This window comes from Neorhizobium sp. T25_27 (assembly GCF_002968565.1).
Classification (GTDB): domain Bacteria; phylum Pseudomonadota; class Alphaproteobacteria; order Rhizobiales; family Rhizobiaceae; genus Neorhizobium; species Neorhizobium tomejilense.
Genome location: NZ_PVBJ01000007.1, coordinates 171875 through 186633 on the forward strand (window position 1 = coordinate 171875; position 14759 = coordinate 186633).

The following is a 14759-nucleotide window of genomic DNA, read 5'->3' on the forward strand; positions in this document are numbered from 1 at the left end:
AATGTCTCGATATTTCAGCGAGGAAAAATCCGCAGAAGCGGTCAACGCACGCATGGCCCAGGATATAGGGCCACGGCTGGCCGAGGTCATGGCATCGCTTGTCACGCATTTGCATGCCTTTGCGAAGGATGTCAGCCTTACCCAGCAGGAGTGGGAGACGGCAATCAGCTTCCTCACCCGGACAGGCCATCTTTGTCACGACGAGCGACAGGAATTCATCCTGCTGAGCGACGCGTTGGGTTTTTCCATGCTGGTCGATGCCATCAACAATCGCCGGCCGGAAGGGGCAACCGAAAACACTGTGTTCGGGCCGTTTCACGTCGAAGGAGCGCCAGTGCGCCAGATGGGAGAGACGATCTCTCTGGACGGCAGGGGCGAGAGTTGTCTTTTCAGCGGCTGCGTGCTGGATCTTGACGGCCACCCTGTCGAGGGTGCGCTGATCGATGTCTGGTCGGACAATTCCGATGGGTTCTACGACGTCCAGCAGCCGGACATTCAGCCAAAATGGAACAATCGCGGGATCTTCGTGACAGGCGCCGACGGCGCCTATAGTTTCGTCGGCATCAAGCCGGTTTCCTACCCGATCCCCGATGACGGTCCGGTCGGCCAGATGCTGAGATCGCTGGGCCGCCACCCATATCGCCCTGCCCATACCCATTATCTGATCACCGCGGAGGGATACCAGAAGCTCGTCACCCACACGTTTGTCGGCGATGACCCCTATCTGGCGTCGGATGCGGTCTTTGGGGTGAAGGACAGCCTGATCGCTCCCTTCGAGCGGATCGATGAAGCGACGATCTGGCGCTCCGATTTCAATTTTGTCCTGACCCCTTTGGATTGCCGCCGATGAACTCTCTAACTTCGTAAGTCGGATAACCTCCGTCTGCTGCGAGCCGGGGTGATGCACTCACCCCGGCCGGCATTCACGGCCAGGCGGCAGCCGCGCTGCCGCCCTCGTTGCGGCTCGACGCCGCGCTGATAGTGTCAGACGGCAATCTTGCCGCCACCCACCTTGGTGATCGCAACGACTGCAGGTCGCACTGGCATGTCGGGCTTGAAGTCCGGCCAGCGGGTGGAAAGGTCCTCGTAATAGGACGGACGGCCATGGCCCGGCCAGTCCTCGCCGCCATCGGCCGGATGCTGGACGGCGACGAAAGCGGTTTCGTCATCCGGTGTGAAGAGTGGACCGCACATCTCGGCACCGACGGGAACGCGGAAGAAGAGCTTGGACGTGGCGCGGGCTTCACCTTCCGTATCGACGGCCCAGAGACCGTCCGTTCGGCCGGTCGCCTTGTTGTTATTGCCATCGGTCGAGACCCAGAGCCGACCGGCGGAATCAACCGCGCAGTTATCCGGCATGCCAAACCAGCCGTTCTTGGTGGTCTCGGTGGAGAAGGTCGCGCCGACCGCCGCAACGGAAGGATCGCCGCACTTCAGAAGCACTTCCCACTTGCCGGAGGTCGCGGTGAAATCGCCGTCGTTTTCGGCGATCTCGATGATATGGCCAAAGGCGTTTTCTGCGCGCGGGTTGGCGGCATTGACCTGGTCGGCCTTGCGGCGGGTGTTGTTGGTCAGCATCACGTAGACCTTGCCGTTGACGCCGTTCGGCTGGACGTCCTCCGGCCGGTCCATTTTCGTGGCACCGAGCACGTCGCCCGCGCGCCGACATTCGATCAACACGTCCGCCTGGCTGTTAAATCCGTTGGCGGCGGTCAGCGGCCCCTGGCCGTGGATCATCGGCAGCCACTGCATGGTGCCGTCTTCGTTGAACTTGGCGACGTAAAGCGTTCCGTTGTCGAGCAGGTTCATGTTGGCTGCGCGGTCGTTCGGGTTGAACGTGCCTTCAGTCACGAACTTGTAGACATAGTCGAACCGTTCGTCGTCACCGAGATAGAAGACGACCTTGCCGTTCTTGGCGACGATCGATTCGGCGCCCTCGTGCTTGGTGCGGCCGAGCGCTGTACGCTTTTTCGGCGTGGAGGCCGGGTCCATGACATCCACTTCGACGATCCAGCCGAAGCGGTTCGGCTCGTTCGGCTCCTTGGCGAGATCGTAGCGGTCGTAGAAATTGGCCCACTCGTAGCTGCCTTCCGGAACGCCGTAACGCTTGTAGTTGGCGGCCTCTTTGTGGCCTTCCGGCAGCTTGCCGGAGAAATAGCCATGGAAATTCTCTTCCGCCATGATGTAGGTGCCCCACGGCGTGACGCCGCCGGCGCAGTTGTTGATCGTGCCGATGGCGCGCGTGCCAGTCGCATCGACATTGGTTTTCAGGCGATCGTTGCCGGCGGCCGGGCCGGTAATTTCCATCGGCGTGTTGGCAGTGATACGGCGATTGTATTTGCCGTCGGTGACGACCTGCCACTTGCCGCCGGCCTTGCGGATTTCGACGATGGTGCCGCCATGGGCCGCCATTTCGACATCCACCTGCTCCTTGCTGAGCGTGCCCTGCTTGATCTTGCCATCCACGACCTTGACGAGGCCTGGGAACATCAGGTGCGGGTTGGTGTATTCGTGATTGACGACGAGCAGGCCGTGCTCGCTCGAACCTTCGAGCGGAATGTAGCCGACATAGTCGTTGTTGTAGCCGAACTGCTTGCTCTGCGCATCGGCCGTCTGTTTGGTCGGATCGAATTTCGGCGCGCCGGGTAGGACGGCATCGCCCCAGCGCAGAAGGATGTCGGCGTCATAACCATCGGCCACGTGGTGGCTGGCATCAACGCCGGCTTCCACTTCGGTGAACTTGAAGGCGGACCCGCTCTTGTCCTGGGCACGGGCCTCGTCGGCGCTCATCAGGGCGACCGGGCTGACCGTGGCCGCGATAGCCGAGACGGCGAGCGAACCCTGCAGAAAATTCCGGCGCGAGAAACGCTTGCCGATGATTTCACCCATGGTCGGGTTGACGCTCGTGTTGTGGCCATCGCCATCCGCGTCTTCAAGCTGAGTCGTCGGGAATATCTTCTGGGAAGTGTGCTCGTTCATTGGCTCGCCTCTAAGTTAGGATTTGCCCCAAGTCTGGAGCCGTTCTAACCTAAAGTTACACTATTACAGGTATGCGACAGGCATCGCCGCGCCGTCCCTCTCTTGTCTCAGGGGTTCCAAATCTTTTTGAAGCCGGCGAAACCATAAGTGTTACCGCTGCGGGCGAGGCCTTCAAGGGAGTGTATTTCAGGGGAGGGTGGAGCCCGCCGCGCGGTAAGCAAGTTCTCGATGCGGCAGCCTATGCCGAACAGCGCCTCAGCCACCGTCCTGTGTGCGTCAGTGGGCGAAAAAGATCGAAAACCGGCCGGTTCGGACCCATCTTGATCTCGGTGGGGTCATGTCGACTTGGGCATTGCGCTCTGTGAATTTACGATGAACTCGCATATAAGGGCGGCGCATTCCTGATGATGCGTCTCAAGCAGAAGATGCGCCCCGTCGTAAATATGCATATCCAATCGGTTGAGCTCGCGGGCATAAGCCATTACCTCATCGAGCTCGAAATAGGGGTCGTGCCGCCCCCAGACTAGCAGCGCCGGCGGCTGGTGATCGCGATGATAGGCCGAAATCTCCGGAAAGCGGGCGACGTAGCGGCCATAGTTGCAGAAGATGCGAAACTGTATTTCGACCAGTCCGGGTCGGCTCATCCGTTCCCAGTCGAGATGCCAGCCTTCCGGCGCGAACTGCGGCTTGAGCCTATCTGGGATGTCGCCAACATATGTGTGCCGCACCCCCTCGAAATTCAGCCATTCGGGCAGGCTCGCGCGGTTCTCCAGGGTAGGTTCCGCCCAGTAGGCTTTGCTGGCGCCCCAAACTGGGCCGAGGCCTTCCTCATGGGCATTGCCGTTCTGAATGATGAGCCCAAGTACGCGGTCGGGTCGTGCCAGCGCCAGATAGTAGGCGACCGGCGCCCCGAAATCGTGGATATAGAGGAAGAACCGCTCCAACCCGATTTCCCGCGTCAAGGCATCGACCGTCCGCGCCATGGCGTCGAACGTGTACTCGTAGTCGTGGGGTGCCTCCGTAAAGCCGAAGCCGGGCAGATCGGGCGCAACGACCCGCGCGACGCTCGCCAGGGGACTGATGACGTCACGGAAACTGTAGGATGAGCTGGGTTGGCCATGGAGCAGCAGCAGACCGGGCGCATCGCGTCGCCCTGCCTCGCGATAGAACAGGTCTACCCCATCTACTTTGACTGTCTGATGCCTGGCCTTTTGCACGTCAAGCATGCCGACCTCCTCGTTTTTCTGACCCGCATGTCAACATTCAAGGAGTGAATTGGTTCACCTGAAAATCCTGCCGTCCGCCCCGTCGTGACCGCATCTGGCTGGATCGGGGCATCTCCAACCGGGCGCGATAAGGTTGGAGCGTTGCCATTTATCATCTGGCGCGCCACATTGCCGCCGCCGCTATAGGAGGAGTTCCATGCATACCGGAAGTGCCAAAGCAGGCCAGAACCTTGCCGGACGCAGGGAGTGGATCGGGGTCTGCGTGCTCTCGATTGCCTGCCTCATCTATTCGATGGATCTGTCCATCCTGTTCCTGGCCATTCCCGCGATCGTCGCAGATCTCGACCCGTCGGCCTCCGAACTCCTCTGGATCAACGACATCTACGGCTTCATGGTTGCCGGCTTCCTGGTCACGATGGGTACGCTGGGAGATCGGATCGGTCGTCGCCGCGTGCTGCTGATCGGAGCCGCCGCCTTCGGCGTCGCCTCGGCACTTGCGGCCTTTTCTACCACCGCGCAACAGCTCATCGTGTCGCGGGCGCTTCTCGGCATTGCCGGCGCGACGATCGCACCCTCAACTTTGTCGCTGATCGTCAACCTGTTCAGCAACGAGGCGGAACGTAACCGCGCCATCGGAATTTGGGGCACGGCTTTCGCCCTCGGTGGCCTGATCGGGCCGCTCCTGGGCGGCTTTCTGCTGCAATATTTCCACTGGGGGGCGGTATTTCTCATCAACATCCCGGTCATGCTCATCCTGCTGATAGCAGCTCCCATCCTGCTGCCGGAATACAAGAGCGCGGACGGCGCCAGGCTTGACCTCCTGAGCGTACTGCTGTCGCTCGCCACCGTGCTGCCAATCATCTATGGCTTCAAGCACGTGGCGGCAGACGGTTTTGACATTCGTCATCTGCTTCCCATCGGCGGCGGGCTCATTGTCGGCTGGCTGTTCGTGCGCCGTCAGAAAACCCTGCCGGATCCCCTGATCGATCTGAAGCTCTTTGCTCTGCCCGCCTTCACGGCCTCGCTTCTGGTAAACCTTGCCGGGATGTTCTTCGTGTTCGGCGTCTTTCTTTACCAGAACCTGTTCCTCCAGTTCGTGCTTGGCCTCACACCGCTCGAAGCGGCTCTCTGGTCGGTTCCCTCATCGATCGTCTTCACAGTCATGTCCTTGCAAGCCTATCGGTTCACCAACCGTTTCGGCCCGGTCCGTACCGTATTGCTGGGCCTGCTGATAAACTCTGCGGGCATGTTTCTGATGTCGATCGCCGCCTATTGCGAAAGCCTGTTCGGAGTTCTCGGCGCAACCATGGTGATCGCCGTCGGTTTCGTGCCGGTCGTGCTGACGACAACCGGCCTGATCGTCGGAAGCGCGCCGCCGGAAAAGTCGGGCTCCGCCTCGGCGATTTCGGAGACAAGTGCCGAATTCGGTGGCGCGCTGGGCATCGCGTTGCTCGGCAGCCTCGGCACCTTGATCTATCGCATGCTGATGGACGGGGTGAATGTTGCAGGCCTCGATGCCGCTGAGAGGGCAGCGGTGAAAACGACGATCGGCGGCGCCGTCGAAACCGCAAGGGCTCTTCAAGAGAGCGTCGTGCCGGCCTGGCTTGACGCGGCCCGCCAGTCTTTCTCGACAGGCTTTGCCAGCTGTTGCCTAGTTGGGATGGCGACGCTGCTCGTGCTCGCAGTCATCGCCCGAAAGATCTACGCCCGCGCAAATATCGACGAGCAGGCCGTTGCGTCTGCCCATTGAGAAAAAAGGTGGTTACATCGGCGAGCCATTAGGTTGCTGATCCTGTCAACGTAATTTCTCAGCTGAGGACTTACGTTCGAGCGCGCTCGCCTGCTGCATCCCAGCGGATGTCTGGCCCTTCGCTCTCCTGCAAATCGGCACGCGGGGACGGCTGGAAACCAAGCTCCAGACCAGGTTTGTCGAGGGAGCTCGACAATAAGGCACGCGGCGAACCAGGTGCTGCCGGAACCGCCATGGCCGCCCTGCGGGCGCAGGCTCCCGATCGTGCCGTCCATTGGGCCAAGCAGCTGCAGGCGGCATTCTACGCTCATGGCCTCAGCCTCTCCGAGTCGAGCACCGTCGCTGCCATAGCGTCCGCAAATGGTCTCGATAAGGGCAAGGTATTGCAGTCCCTTACCGGTGGCGTAGCACAAGCTCAGGCTGAAGCGGACTTCGCCTTGACCCGCACCCTGCGGGTATCTTCATATCCGACGCTGCTCTGGATCGATGGCACCAGCGTCCACCAGCTTCCCGCCACCGGCACGCCACTGGCCACGCTGAACGGCATCCTGGACGAACTGCTCGCGGAAAAACGGGCGGCCACAGCAACAGAGCCGCCTTCAATATTGGCCACCCTCACTGGAGCCGAAAGGTAGCCATAACTAGCCCTTGTATTGCCGACGAAAGCCAATCGGGGTGCGGTCCGTTTCACGCTTGAAGAACTTGGCGAAGTTGGTTGCCTCCTCGAAGCCCAGGCCCTCGGCGATAAGGTAAATGGGCCGGTCGGTGTGAACGAGGAGCCGTTTTGCCTCGAGGGCAATACGAGCCGTGATGACGCTCTTGGCGCTCTGGCCGGTGGCCTCCAACGCCGCTCGCGTCAGGCTTTTCTCCGTACAGCCCAGAGCCGACGCATAGGCGGATACCTGATGCCAGCCAGCATAGTTCTGTTCGACCAGCCGGCGAAACTTGGCGAAGCGCTGCACAGCCAAGCTCCGCGCGTCGGCACCGCCCACCTGCCGGTCCTGCAGAATTGTCAGCCGTAAAAGCAGTGCGCAAAGCTGGTATCGCAGCAGGGCGTGGACATCCTTGGCCATCGCGTCGATCGCCGCATCCAGCTGCATCCTGGTGATGATCTCGCTGACGGCATGAAAGTCCGCGGTCGACAACGACAAATGGTCCGGCAGCCGGTCCAGACCGAGAGCCGGCAACAGATCGGCGGTCGTCTGCGCTTCTGATGGCAGGAATTCGGCCCGGAACAGCACCATCCATCCATCCCACCCTTCATCACTGCCAAAGCTGTGAACCTGCCCTGGCCTGAGCACGAGGAGGGATCCGGCTGAGCAGGTGACCGGCTGAAAGTCCACCAGCTGGGTCACCGCACCATCGGTGACGCAGATCAGGGTGTGAAAGGTATAGTGGTACAGCGCCAGGATTTCCGCGCGGGCGACCCGGTGCCGCAAGTCAGTGAAGCGGAAGACCTCGACGTCGAGCTCGCGACCCCGCGGACGGTACGCGAGTTGATCCACCTTTGACGCGTTCCTTGCCATGTTTTGCCCTCATCAATCAGCAGAGATGTCCATTAAGTATCAGATTTTGGCCCGTATGCACCACGACAGCATGGCGCATCGCCCGTTATTACCACTCCATGAATAGCGCGGTTTCTCCCCGGCAGGTTTAACATCGGCAATGAAAGATAGAAAATGACCAATATCGATATCGCACAGAGCTACATCGAAGCCGTCCAGACCAACGATCAGGCCACGCTTGGCAGCCTGCTTTCCCCGCAGGTTATCTGGCATCAGCCGGGCGCCAACCAGTTCTCGGGCACCAAGAATGGAATTGCCGAATTCGGCGCCATGATGGGTGCCATGATGGCCAGGTCTGGCGGCAGTTTCGCCATCACCCATGCCCATCGCTATCTCGCTAACGGCAACCTGGTGGCCATTGAGATCGAGTTCGCCGGCCAACGTGAAGGCGCCCAGGTCAACCAGCCCGGTATTGATCTGCTGCGCATCGCCGACGGCAAGATCGTCGAAGTGTGGCTGTTCTCCTCGAACCCCGAGCAGGAAGACGCCTTCTGGGGCTGAAACGTCACCGAGCCACGGCGGCGGACCAAGGCGTCCCCGCCCATACTGTTTTCCAAATTCCACGAGTTTTACGATGACCGCGAACAACAGGCAGCTCGTCTTGACCGCCTATCAGCGCATTTCGGTGATCTGGATATCTCGGTCGTAGAAGAACGCAGTGGACCTGGCCTGGGAAGAACTCAGGCGCATGCCGCGCGACAAGGGCGAGGGCACTTTTCTGCTCAGCTCCGCGCTAAAGGGCATCGTGAGACGCTCGGCGCAATCGTCGAGAAACTAATGGTCAAGCACGGCCCGAAGCTTCGCTTCGAAGAAGTCATCTACCACGACGAGTTCCAGGTCAGGTACGCGATGTGAAGCGTGAGCCAAGCGTCCCGCCAGCCGCGCAGAGGCAGGCGGTACGCGAGCCCACAATAGCTACTTCAGGAAATCATCGGCTGCGACGACCTTGCCATAGGCGAAGCCAAGTGCCGCCATAAAGGCCGCGTGGACCTGGCCTGCCGGCACGATCATGCCGTTGAACTCGGCGTCGCGTGTGGCTGCGGCGTCTTGGACGACCGTGACGTTGTAGCCGTGGTCGGCGGCAGCTCGGGCGGTTGCGTCGATGCACATGTGTGTCATGGCGCCAACAATGATCACATCCGTGACACCCTCAGCATCGAGCTTGGCCTTGAGGTCAGTGTCCCGGAACGCGTTCGGATAATTCTTCACCACGACCTGCTCACCGCCGTTGGGACCGACTGCCGGAATGATCTCTGCGCCGGGAGAGCCGGCGACGAAGAATGGCGCGCCCTCGGGGCTCTCATGGCGCACGTGGATGACAGGCACACCCTTGGACCGGGCATGCTTGATCACCTCGGCCGCCTTTTTTACGGCGGCGTCAATACCAATCAGCGGCCAAGATCCCGAGGTGAGATAGTCGTTCTGGAAATCGACGACAACGATTGCTTGCTTGTTCATGGAGTTCATCCTTTCGAAGCGTCTCTTATGGACGGCAACCAAAGATGACGCTATTGGCGGTAATGACAAAGAACGGGTTGGAAACGACATATGCCCGAAACCATCGACATCGGCTTGCTAGAGTACCCTGGCGCGCAGGAGGCCGCTCTACTCGGCCTTGCAGACCTATTTGAGATCGCCAACCGCCCTGACCGACCGACCCTGAGAGTGGCGAGATGGCGGATCGAGAGCGATTATCTGGTCCCTACCGAACCGAGCGGCCACCCAAGCGTGGTCATCGTTCCTTCGGGCAAAGGGGGACCAGTCCCTTCTGAGGTCGCCCGTACTTTCGCAGCGGGTTTGCGACGATTGCATTCAGCCGGCACGATCTTGGCCTCAGTTTGCGTCGGCGCTTTCATTTTGGGCGAAACCGGCCTGTTGAACAGGCGGTCAGCCACCACTCATTGGGGCGCTGCTGAGGCATTCGTGGCGCGCTTCCCCGACGTCAATCTAGACGTCGACCGGCTGATTATCGATGACGGCGACATCATCACCGCTGGCGGCATGATGGCCTGGACGGATTTAGGGCTGAAGCTCGTCGAGCGCTACCTCGGCCCCACGGCGATGATGGAGACCGCAAGCACACTGCTCATCGATCCTCCCGGCCGGGAACAGCGATATTACAGTACCTTTGTGCCTAGCCTGAACCACGGTGACACGGCGGTGCTCAGCGCGCAGCACTTGCTTCATGCGTCGTTCGCGGACGACATCACGCTCGCCGACCTGGCGAGCAAGTCGAGGCTCGAGGAAAGGACCTTCCTGCGCCGGTTCCGCAAGTCGACGGACATGACGGTCACCGAGTACCTCCAGCGGTTCCGCATGAACAAGGCACGCGAGTTGCTCCAGTTCGGCAAGTATCCCGTGGAAGTGATCGCCTGGCGCGTTGGGTACACGGATGCAAGCGCGTTCAGGAAGGTGTTCCAGAGGATCGTAGGTCTGTCGCCATCCGAGTACCGGCGACGTTTCCGCGCGTAGTATCCGCTGTTGATGAAGGATAGGGGCCTGATGCACTATAGACCAGCCGCCGCTTAAGCAGCAGCTCCCGGTTTGGTCCGCCATCATTCCAGCCGGCCCAAAGCGGACGGTCTGCAAGCGGCCCCATAAAAGACCTTCCGAGCGTTACTTGGGTGCGGCCAATCCGGGAGCAAGGTGATGCCGAATCTTGGCGCGGCCTCGCGGAGACGCTCGATCTCCTCAGGCGTCGGCGTTCCTACGATTTCGTTCGGCTGCAGTTCGTGGCCACCCTCCTCGAGAAAGCGTTCAAATAGAGCGGGGGTCCCGATCAAGATGTATCTGCAAGGATTGCCGCTCATGTTTGTAAGCTGGTGTGGAATGCCGCGGGGCAGGAAGATGCTCTCGCCCGAAGTCAGGCGTCGAGGCTGGCTATCGAGCACCGCGGTCAGTTCTCCTTCTATGACGTAAACCGTCTCGTCGTCCCTGGTGTGGACATGGATCGGTATCTTCGTGTTTCCGTCACTCTTGTTCTCGAAGAGGCAAAACTGGCCGGCGGTCTGTTCTCCGGACAACAGGCACTTCATGACGATGCCTGCAAGAACGAACTCCTTGCTTTCGATGTCGCGCATTGTCTGCTCCTTCCTCGAACGAATCGCCCAGGCAAAGGGTTGAGGAAACCATTCGATGCCTGGAGGACCTTCAAGCCGCTTTTCGCGCTTGGTAGGCTTCGATGACCCCGCTGGCAGCTTCAGTGTCGTCTATCCAGGGGAAGAGATTCTGCAGCTTCGAGAAATTCCCGAAGAACCGCTTGTCCGTTTCGAGAGGTCAGGCGCTGGCTAAGAATGCCCGGCTGACGCCACGCGATCGAGAGCCAATTGTTATGCAGGTCGAGAGCGGACAGACGCAGCGGGCGGTCGCGAAAACCGCAGGCGTCTGCCTGCGAACGGTCCGCAAATGGCTCGACCGGTATCGCCGCGAAGGATCGGCGGGATCGCCGCCCCCACAGATGTGGGCTCAGTTGGGCGGTATGGATTGTGCCACCGATCATTTGATCGCCGGTTGTCGGCCGTCGGAATTCAGTTCGCTACTTCATCGACATCAGGTTCGTGATCAGACATGGCTTGATTTCAAATACTGGCGCGGGAACCTCGGAACAACCGATATCTCTCAGCTGTTCGGGGGACAAATGTGCGATTGCCCGACGTCTTGTGATGGTCAGTTGCCAGGTTATGAGAACCCGGATTACAGCCACTGTGGTTTTCAGCGCGAATCCAGGCGGGCGCACTCTCGACAACTTACGGCTGCTGCGGGTTTCGTTGTGAGGCATTTCGGCCTCCCATTTTTCCAGATCAGGGGCATATTCTTGGGGGTGGACGGCAGAACGCCTATTCCACTCTGTTTTACACCTTACGGCTTGCGGCCGATTACGCCGCCGCTGGCGGCGGGCGCGTCGAACCAGACCGTCTCGACGTGCCTAAATCCGGCTTCCTCGATCCATGCCGAATATTCGGCCGGCGTGTAGTTTCGTCCTCCTTCCGTCTCGATCAGCATGTTGAGGCTCATCAGCGCGGCCGACACTGGCCCGGTCTTTTCGTCATCGACAAGAAGCTCGCTGATGACGACTGCACCGCCGCTCGGCAAAGCCTCGAAGGACCGGCGCAGCAGGGCGCGGTTCGTCGCCTCGTCCCAGTCGTGCAGGACCATCGACAAAAGATGTACGTCATGCCCCTCCGGAAGACCATCGAAGAAGCTGCCGCCAACGGTATCCACGCGGTCAGCCAGGCCGGCCACGGCAATCTTGCCTGCGGCGATCTCGGCGCCATGCGGCAGGTCGAACACGGTAGCACAAAGCGCGTCATATTGCTTGCAGAGTTCGATGTCATAGGCGCCAGATCCGCCGCCGATATCCAGCAGCCGGCGGAAACGACTGAAATCCATGGCTTCGCCGAGCTTGCGCGCACTCATCGCGGACATCGAATGCATCGCTTCCCAGAAGTACGCCAGCATTGTCGGATCCTCGCCGTCGAACAGCGAGGATTGTACCTCCGGGTCCCACGTGGTTGGCCGGTTCGTTGGCAGCGCTTCGACAAGTTTGCCCCAGCCCGCGTAGAGCCGCTTGTCGGCCATCAGCACGAAGCCACCGAAGTAGTTCGGTGTCCCGCGCACGAGATAGGCTTCGCTTAACGGCGTATTGCGATAACGGCCGTCCGTTTTCTCCAGAAGCCCGAGTGCAGCGCAGCCGGTCAACAGCATCTCGGCCGGGCGTGGATGTAGACCGAGCGCTTGCGCCAGCTCGCCGGCAGTCGCGCCCGGGCCGCCCGCAAGGCGGCTGAAGAGGTCCAGCTCGTGGCAGCGGCCAGGGTCTTGAAGGCCCAGAACCCGGCGAAAGCGCCATCAGCGGGACGGCGGAAGGAAGCTCCGGCGTAGCAATCGGCTGGACGTTCATATGCTTGGCCGGACGTGCTGCCTGCGAAAATTGACTGACCATGATCACCTCTCTTTCAGAGCATGTCACAGCCGCAACCGGCTGGCCTGTGGCCATCCATTCGGCGAACTGTGGCTCCTGTCTGCTCAGGTGCAAATCTGGGTGCGCAGGGCTACGCTACGATTTCAGAAGGAGAAAATTTGGTTACGGTTGAAACTTATGTCATTTGGCCGCAGCCGGCTGACTTGCGCAGCAATTCTGCGCCGTAGGGTGCGCCGCTGGTCAAGTTTCGACCGGGGGTGTATAATCTTCACGCGTGCAGGTTCAGTCCTATGGCGCCGTTCCTCACGTGGGTATCCGTTGTGGTCGTTGTTGTCTGTGACAAGAATGGAGAGGAATTGTTATGGCACATTTTCACGTGATCGCGGGAGGCGCCAGGAAGGCGGCCTATCCCACCGTGCGGCGCATCCATGTGGCGGATGTCTTCACCTCGCTGCGTCAGGGGTTGGATGATTTCTGGACCAAGCCGTCGCACTACGTCTTTCTTTGTCTGATCTACCCTATGGCCGGCGTGGTCCTGGCGTATTGGACATCCGGCGCCAATGCGCTGCCGCTGCTGTTTCCGCTCATGTCAGGCTTTGCCCTGATCGGTCCGATAGCGGCGCTTGGTCTTTATGAGATCAGCCGTCGGCGGGAGCTTGGCCTTGACACTTCCTGGCAGCATGCGCTCGAAATCAGGCATTCCCCGGCGGTCCCGGCAATCCTTGCCATCGGCCTTATGCTGGCGGTGATTTTTATCCTGTGGCTTCTGACGGCGCAGTCGCTCTATGTCAGCCTGTTCGGGCCGGAACGGCCGGAATCGCTGTTGATTTTCGTCAACGAGGTGTTCGCGACGAGCAGGGGTTGGCAGCTGATCCTCTACGGAATTGCTGTCGGCTTCCTCTTCGCTCTGGCCGTGCTTTGCACCACAGTCATTGCATTTCCGCTGCTTCTTGATCGCGACACCGGTGCGGCGACAGCGGTTTATACTTCGATGAAAGCCTTCGTGGTCAATCCCATGGAATTCATGCTCTGGGGCCTCATCGTGGCGGTGCTTCTGGTCGTCGGCTTTGCGATGTTCTTTGCCGGTCTGGCTATCGTGATCCCCGTACTTGGGCACGCGACCTGGCATCTGTATCGCAAGGTTGTTGAACCGGAATCCGTCTTGGGGAGCGGCACCGGTCGGTAGGTCGGAAAACCGGCTTCGGCACTGCCCGTCAGGGACCAGTGCCGAAGAAGGCGAGGCGGGTGAATATCGTATAGTCCGCTTCCGATACCATCAGCGCGACGAAAACCAGCACCAGTAGCGGCGGCAGCAGGATGGCGTAGACGAGCGCCAGCCGCTCCCAGGCCATGTGCATGAAGACCGCAACGATCAGCCCAGCCTTCGCCATCATGAACAACAGGATCAGCGTCCATCTGAGATAACCCTGGAGGCCGAGATAATCGACCATGTAGGAAAAGGCACTGAGTACGAAGAGCAGGCCCCAGACGAAGAGGTAGAGCCGGATCGGATGCTGCTGCCCGGTTTGGAGCTGCTGTCCAGATTGGATGTGTGCATGCGCCGTTGTCTCGTTCATGACGACCTCACCACAGATAGAAGAATGCGAAGATGAAGACCCAGACCAGATCGACGAAGTGCCAGTAGAGGCCCATGATCTCGACGCCCTCGTAGCGGCCTCTCCGGCTGGTGAAGAAACCGCGCCGTTCCTGGTCGAAATCGCCGCGCCAGACCTTGCGGGCGACGATGAGGAGGAAGATGACGCCGATCGTGACATGGGTGCCGTGAAAGCCGGTGATCATGAAGAAGGTCGATCCGAACTGTGCTGCCCCCCAGGGGTTTTCCCAGGGACGCACGCCTTCGGTGATCAGCTTCGTCCATTCGAAGGCCTGCATGCCGACGAAGCCTGCCCCGAGGAGCGCCGTCAATAGCATCAGCATTGCGGTCCTGTGGCGTTCCTGGCGATAGCCGAAATTGACCGCCATCGCCATGGTGCCGCTGCTCGAGATCAGCACGAAGGTCATGATCGCGATCAGGATCAGCGGCACGTCCTGGCCGCCGATATGCAGCGCGAAGACCTCGCTCGGATTGGGCCATGCGACCGGCGTCGACATGCGGGCGGTCATATAGGCGATCAGGAAACAGCCGAAGACGAAGGTGTCGCTGAGCAGAAAGATCCACATCATCGCCTTGCCCCAGGAGGCGGTCTTGAAGGCGCGTTGATCCGACGCGAAATCGGCGGCGACACCGCGCAGGCCCGTCGGCCTGAGGTCTGGCTCGCCATGTGTCCCGATAGTCTGTGCCATCTGCAAATCTCCTGGTT

Annotated in this window: 15 protein-coding genes; 7 read left to right on the forward strand and 8 right to left on the reverse strand. The window is 60.3% G+C overall.

Going from position 1 to position 14759, the window contains the following annotated elements; all coding sequences use genetic code 11:
- Position 1: 1 nt before the first annotated feature.
- Positions 2-850 carry a dioxygenase gene (locus C5J24_RS20035; protein ID WP_105420311.1) on the forward strand — a complete coding sequence of 283 codons (849 nt, stop codon included), beginning with the start codon at positions 2-4 and terminating at the stop codon, positions 848-850.
- A gap of 134 nt (positions 851-984) precedes the next feature.
- Here C5J24_RS20035 and C5J24_RS20040 read toward each other — a convergent pair whose 3' ends face one another.
- Both C5J24_RS20040 and C5J24_RS20045 read right to left on the reverse strand, forming a co-directional pair.
- Positions 985-2979, reverse strand: coding sequence for a PhoX family phosphatase (locus tag C5J24_RS20040; protein WP_105420313.1), 1995 nt, complete (start codon positions 2977-2979; stop codon positions 985-987).
- A gap of 335 nt (positions 2980-3314) precedes the next feature.
- Positions 3315-4205, reverse strand: coding sequence for an alpha/beta fold hydrolase (locus tag C5J24_RS20045; RefSeq protein ID WP_105420315.1), 891 nt, complete (start codon positions 4203-4205; stop codon positions 3315-3317).
- A 196-nt stretch (positions 4206-4401) separates the two neighbouring features.
- Between C5J24_RS20045 and C5J24_RS20050 the strand changes: the two genes are divergently transcribed.
- Positions 4402-5955 (forward strand): MFS transporter, encoded by a 1554-nt coding sequence (locus C5J24_RS20050; protein ID WP_105420317.1) that lies wholly within the window; start codon positions 4402-4404, stop codon positions 5953-5955.
- A 233-nt stretch (positions 5956-6188) separates the two neighbouring features.
- Complete coding sequence (locus tag C5J24_RS20055) at positions 6189-6590, forward strand: hypothetical protein (RefSeq protein WP_105420319.1); 402 nt, start codon at positions 6189-6191, stop codon at positions 6588-6590.
- A gap of 6 nt (positions 6591-6596) precedes the next feature.
- On the opposite strand, the gene C5J24_RS20060 is transcribed toward C5J24_RS20055, so the two are convergent.
- Positions 6597-7481: a helix-turn-helix domain-containing protein gene (locus tag C5J24_RS20060; protein ID WP_105420321.1), complete on the reverse strand. Its 885-nt coding sequence runs from the start codon at positions 7479-7481 to the stop codon at positions 6597-6599.
- A 153-nt stretch (positions 7482-7634) separates the two neighbouring features.
- On the opposite strand from C5J24_RS20060, the gene C5J24_RS20065 reads away from it, so the two are divergent.
- Positions 7635-8021 carry a nuclear transport factor 2 family protein gene (locus C5J24_RS20065; protein ID WP_105403344.1) on the forward strand — a complete coding sequence of 129 codons (387 nt, stop codon included), beginning with the start codon at positions 7635-7637 and terminating at the stop codon, positions 8019-8021.
- A gap of 414 nt (positions 8022-8435) precedes the next feature.
- Here C5J24_RS20065 and C5J24_RS20070 read toward each other — a convergent pair whose 3' ends face one another.
- On the reverse strand, positions 8436-8978 hold the full coding sequence (locus C5J24_RS20070) for a cysteine hydrolase family protein (RefSeq protein WP_105420323.1): 543 nt from the start codon (positions 8976-8978) through the stop codon (positions 8436-8438).
- A gap of 90 nt (positions 8979-9068) precedes the next feature.
- Here C5J24_RS20070 and C5J24_RS20075 point away from each other — a divergent pair, with 90 nt between their 5' ends.
- Positions 9069-9992 (forward strand): GlxA family transcriptional regulator, encoded by a 924-nt coding sequence (locus C5J24_RS20075; protein WP_105420325.1) that lies wholly within the window; start codon positions 9069-9071, stop codon positions 9990-9992.
- An 83-nt stretch (positions 9993-10075) separates the two neighbouring features.
- On the opposite strand, the gene C5J24_RS20080 is transcribed toward C5J24_RS20075, so the two are convergent.
- Positions 10076-10600: a cupin domain-containing protein gene (locus C5J24_RS20080; protein WP_105420327.1), complete on the reverse strand. Its 525-nt coding sequence runs from the start codon at positions 10598-10600 to the stop codon at positions 10076-10078.
- A 101-nt stretch (positions 10601-10701) separates the two neighbouring features.
- On the opposite strand from C5J24_RS20080, the gene C5J24_RS32685 reads away from it, so the two are divergent.
- Positions 10702-11493 (forward strand): helix-turn-helix domain-containing protein, encoded by a 792-nt coding sequence (locus C5J24_RS32685; protein WP_172724064.1) that lies wholly within the window; start codon positions 10702-10704, stop codon positions 11491-11493.
- On the opposite strand, the gene C5J24_RS20095 is transcribed toward C5J24_RS32685, so the two are convergent.
- Complete coding sequence (locus C5J24_RS20095) at positions 11379-12347, reverse strand: methyltransferase (protein WP_371674729.1); 969 nt, start codon at positions 12345-12347, stop codon at positions 11379-11381. The genes C5J24_RS32685 and C5J24_RS20095 overlap by 115 nt on opposite strands.
- A gap of 452 nt (positions 12348-12799) precedes the next feature.
- Here C5J24_RS20095 and C5J24_RS20100 point away from each other — a divergent pair, with 452 nt between their 5' ends.
- Positions 12800-13624: a DUF2189 domain-containing protein gene (locus C5J24_RS20100; RefSeq protein ID WP_105420331.1), complete on the forward strand. Its 825-nt coding sequence runs from the start codon at positions 12800-12802 to the stop codon at positions 13622-13624.
- 28 nt (positions 13625-13652) lie between these two features.
- Here C5J24_RS20100 and C5J24_RS20105 read toward each other — a convergent pair whose 3' ends face one another.
- Together C5J24_RS20105 and C5J24_RS20110 are read right to left on the reverse strand one after the other, a co-directional pair.
- On the reverse strand, positions 13653-14015 hold the full coding sequence (locus C5J24_RS20105) for a cytochrome C oxidase subunit IV family protein (protein ID WP_046664679.1): 363 nt from the start codon (positions 14013-14015) through the stop codon (positions 13653-13655).
- Positions 14016-14022: 7 nt separating this feature from the next.
- Positions 14023-14742 carry a heme-copper oxidase subunit III family protein gene (locus C5J24_RS20110; protein ID WP_105420333.1) on the reverse strand — a complete coding sequence of 240 codons (720 nt, stop codon included), beginning with the start codon at positions 14740-14742 and terminating at the stop codon, positions 14023-14025.
- Positions 14743-14759: the final 17 nt, after the last annotated feature.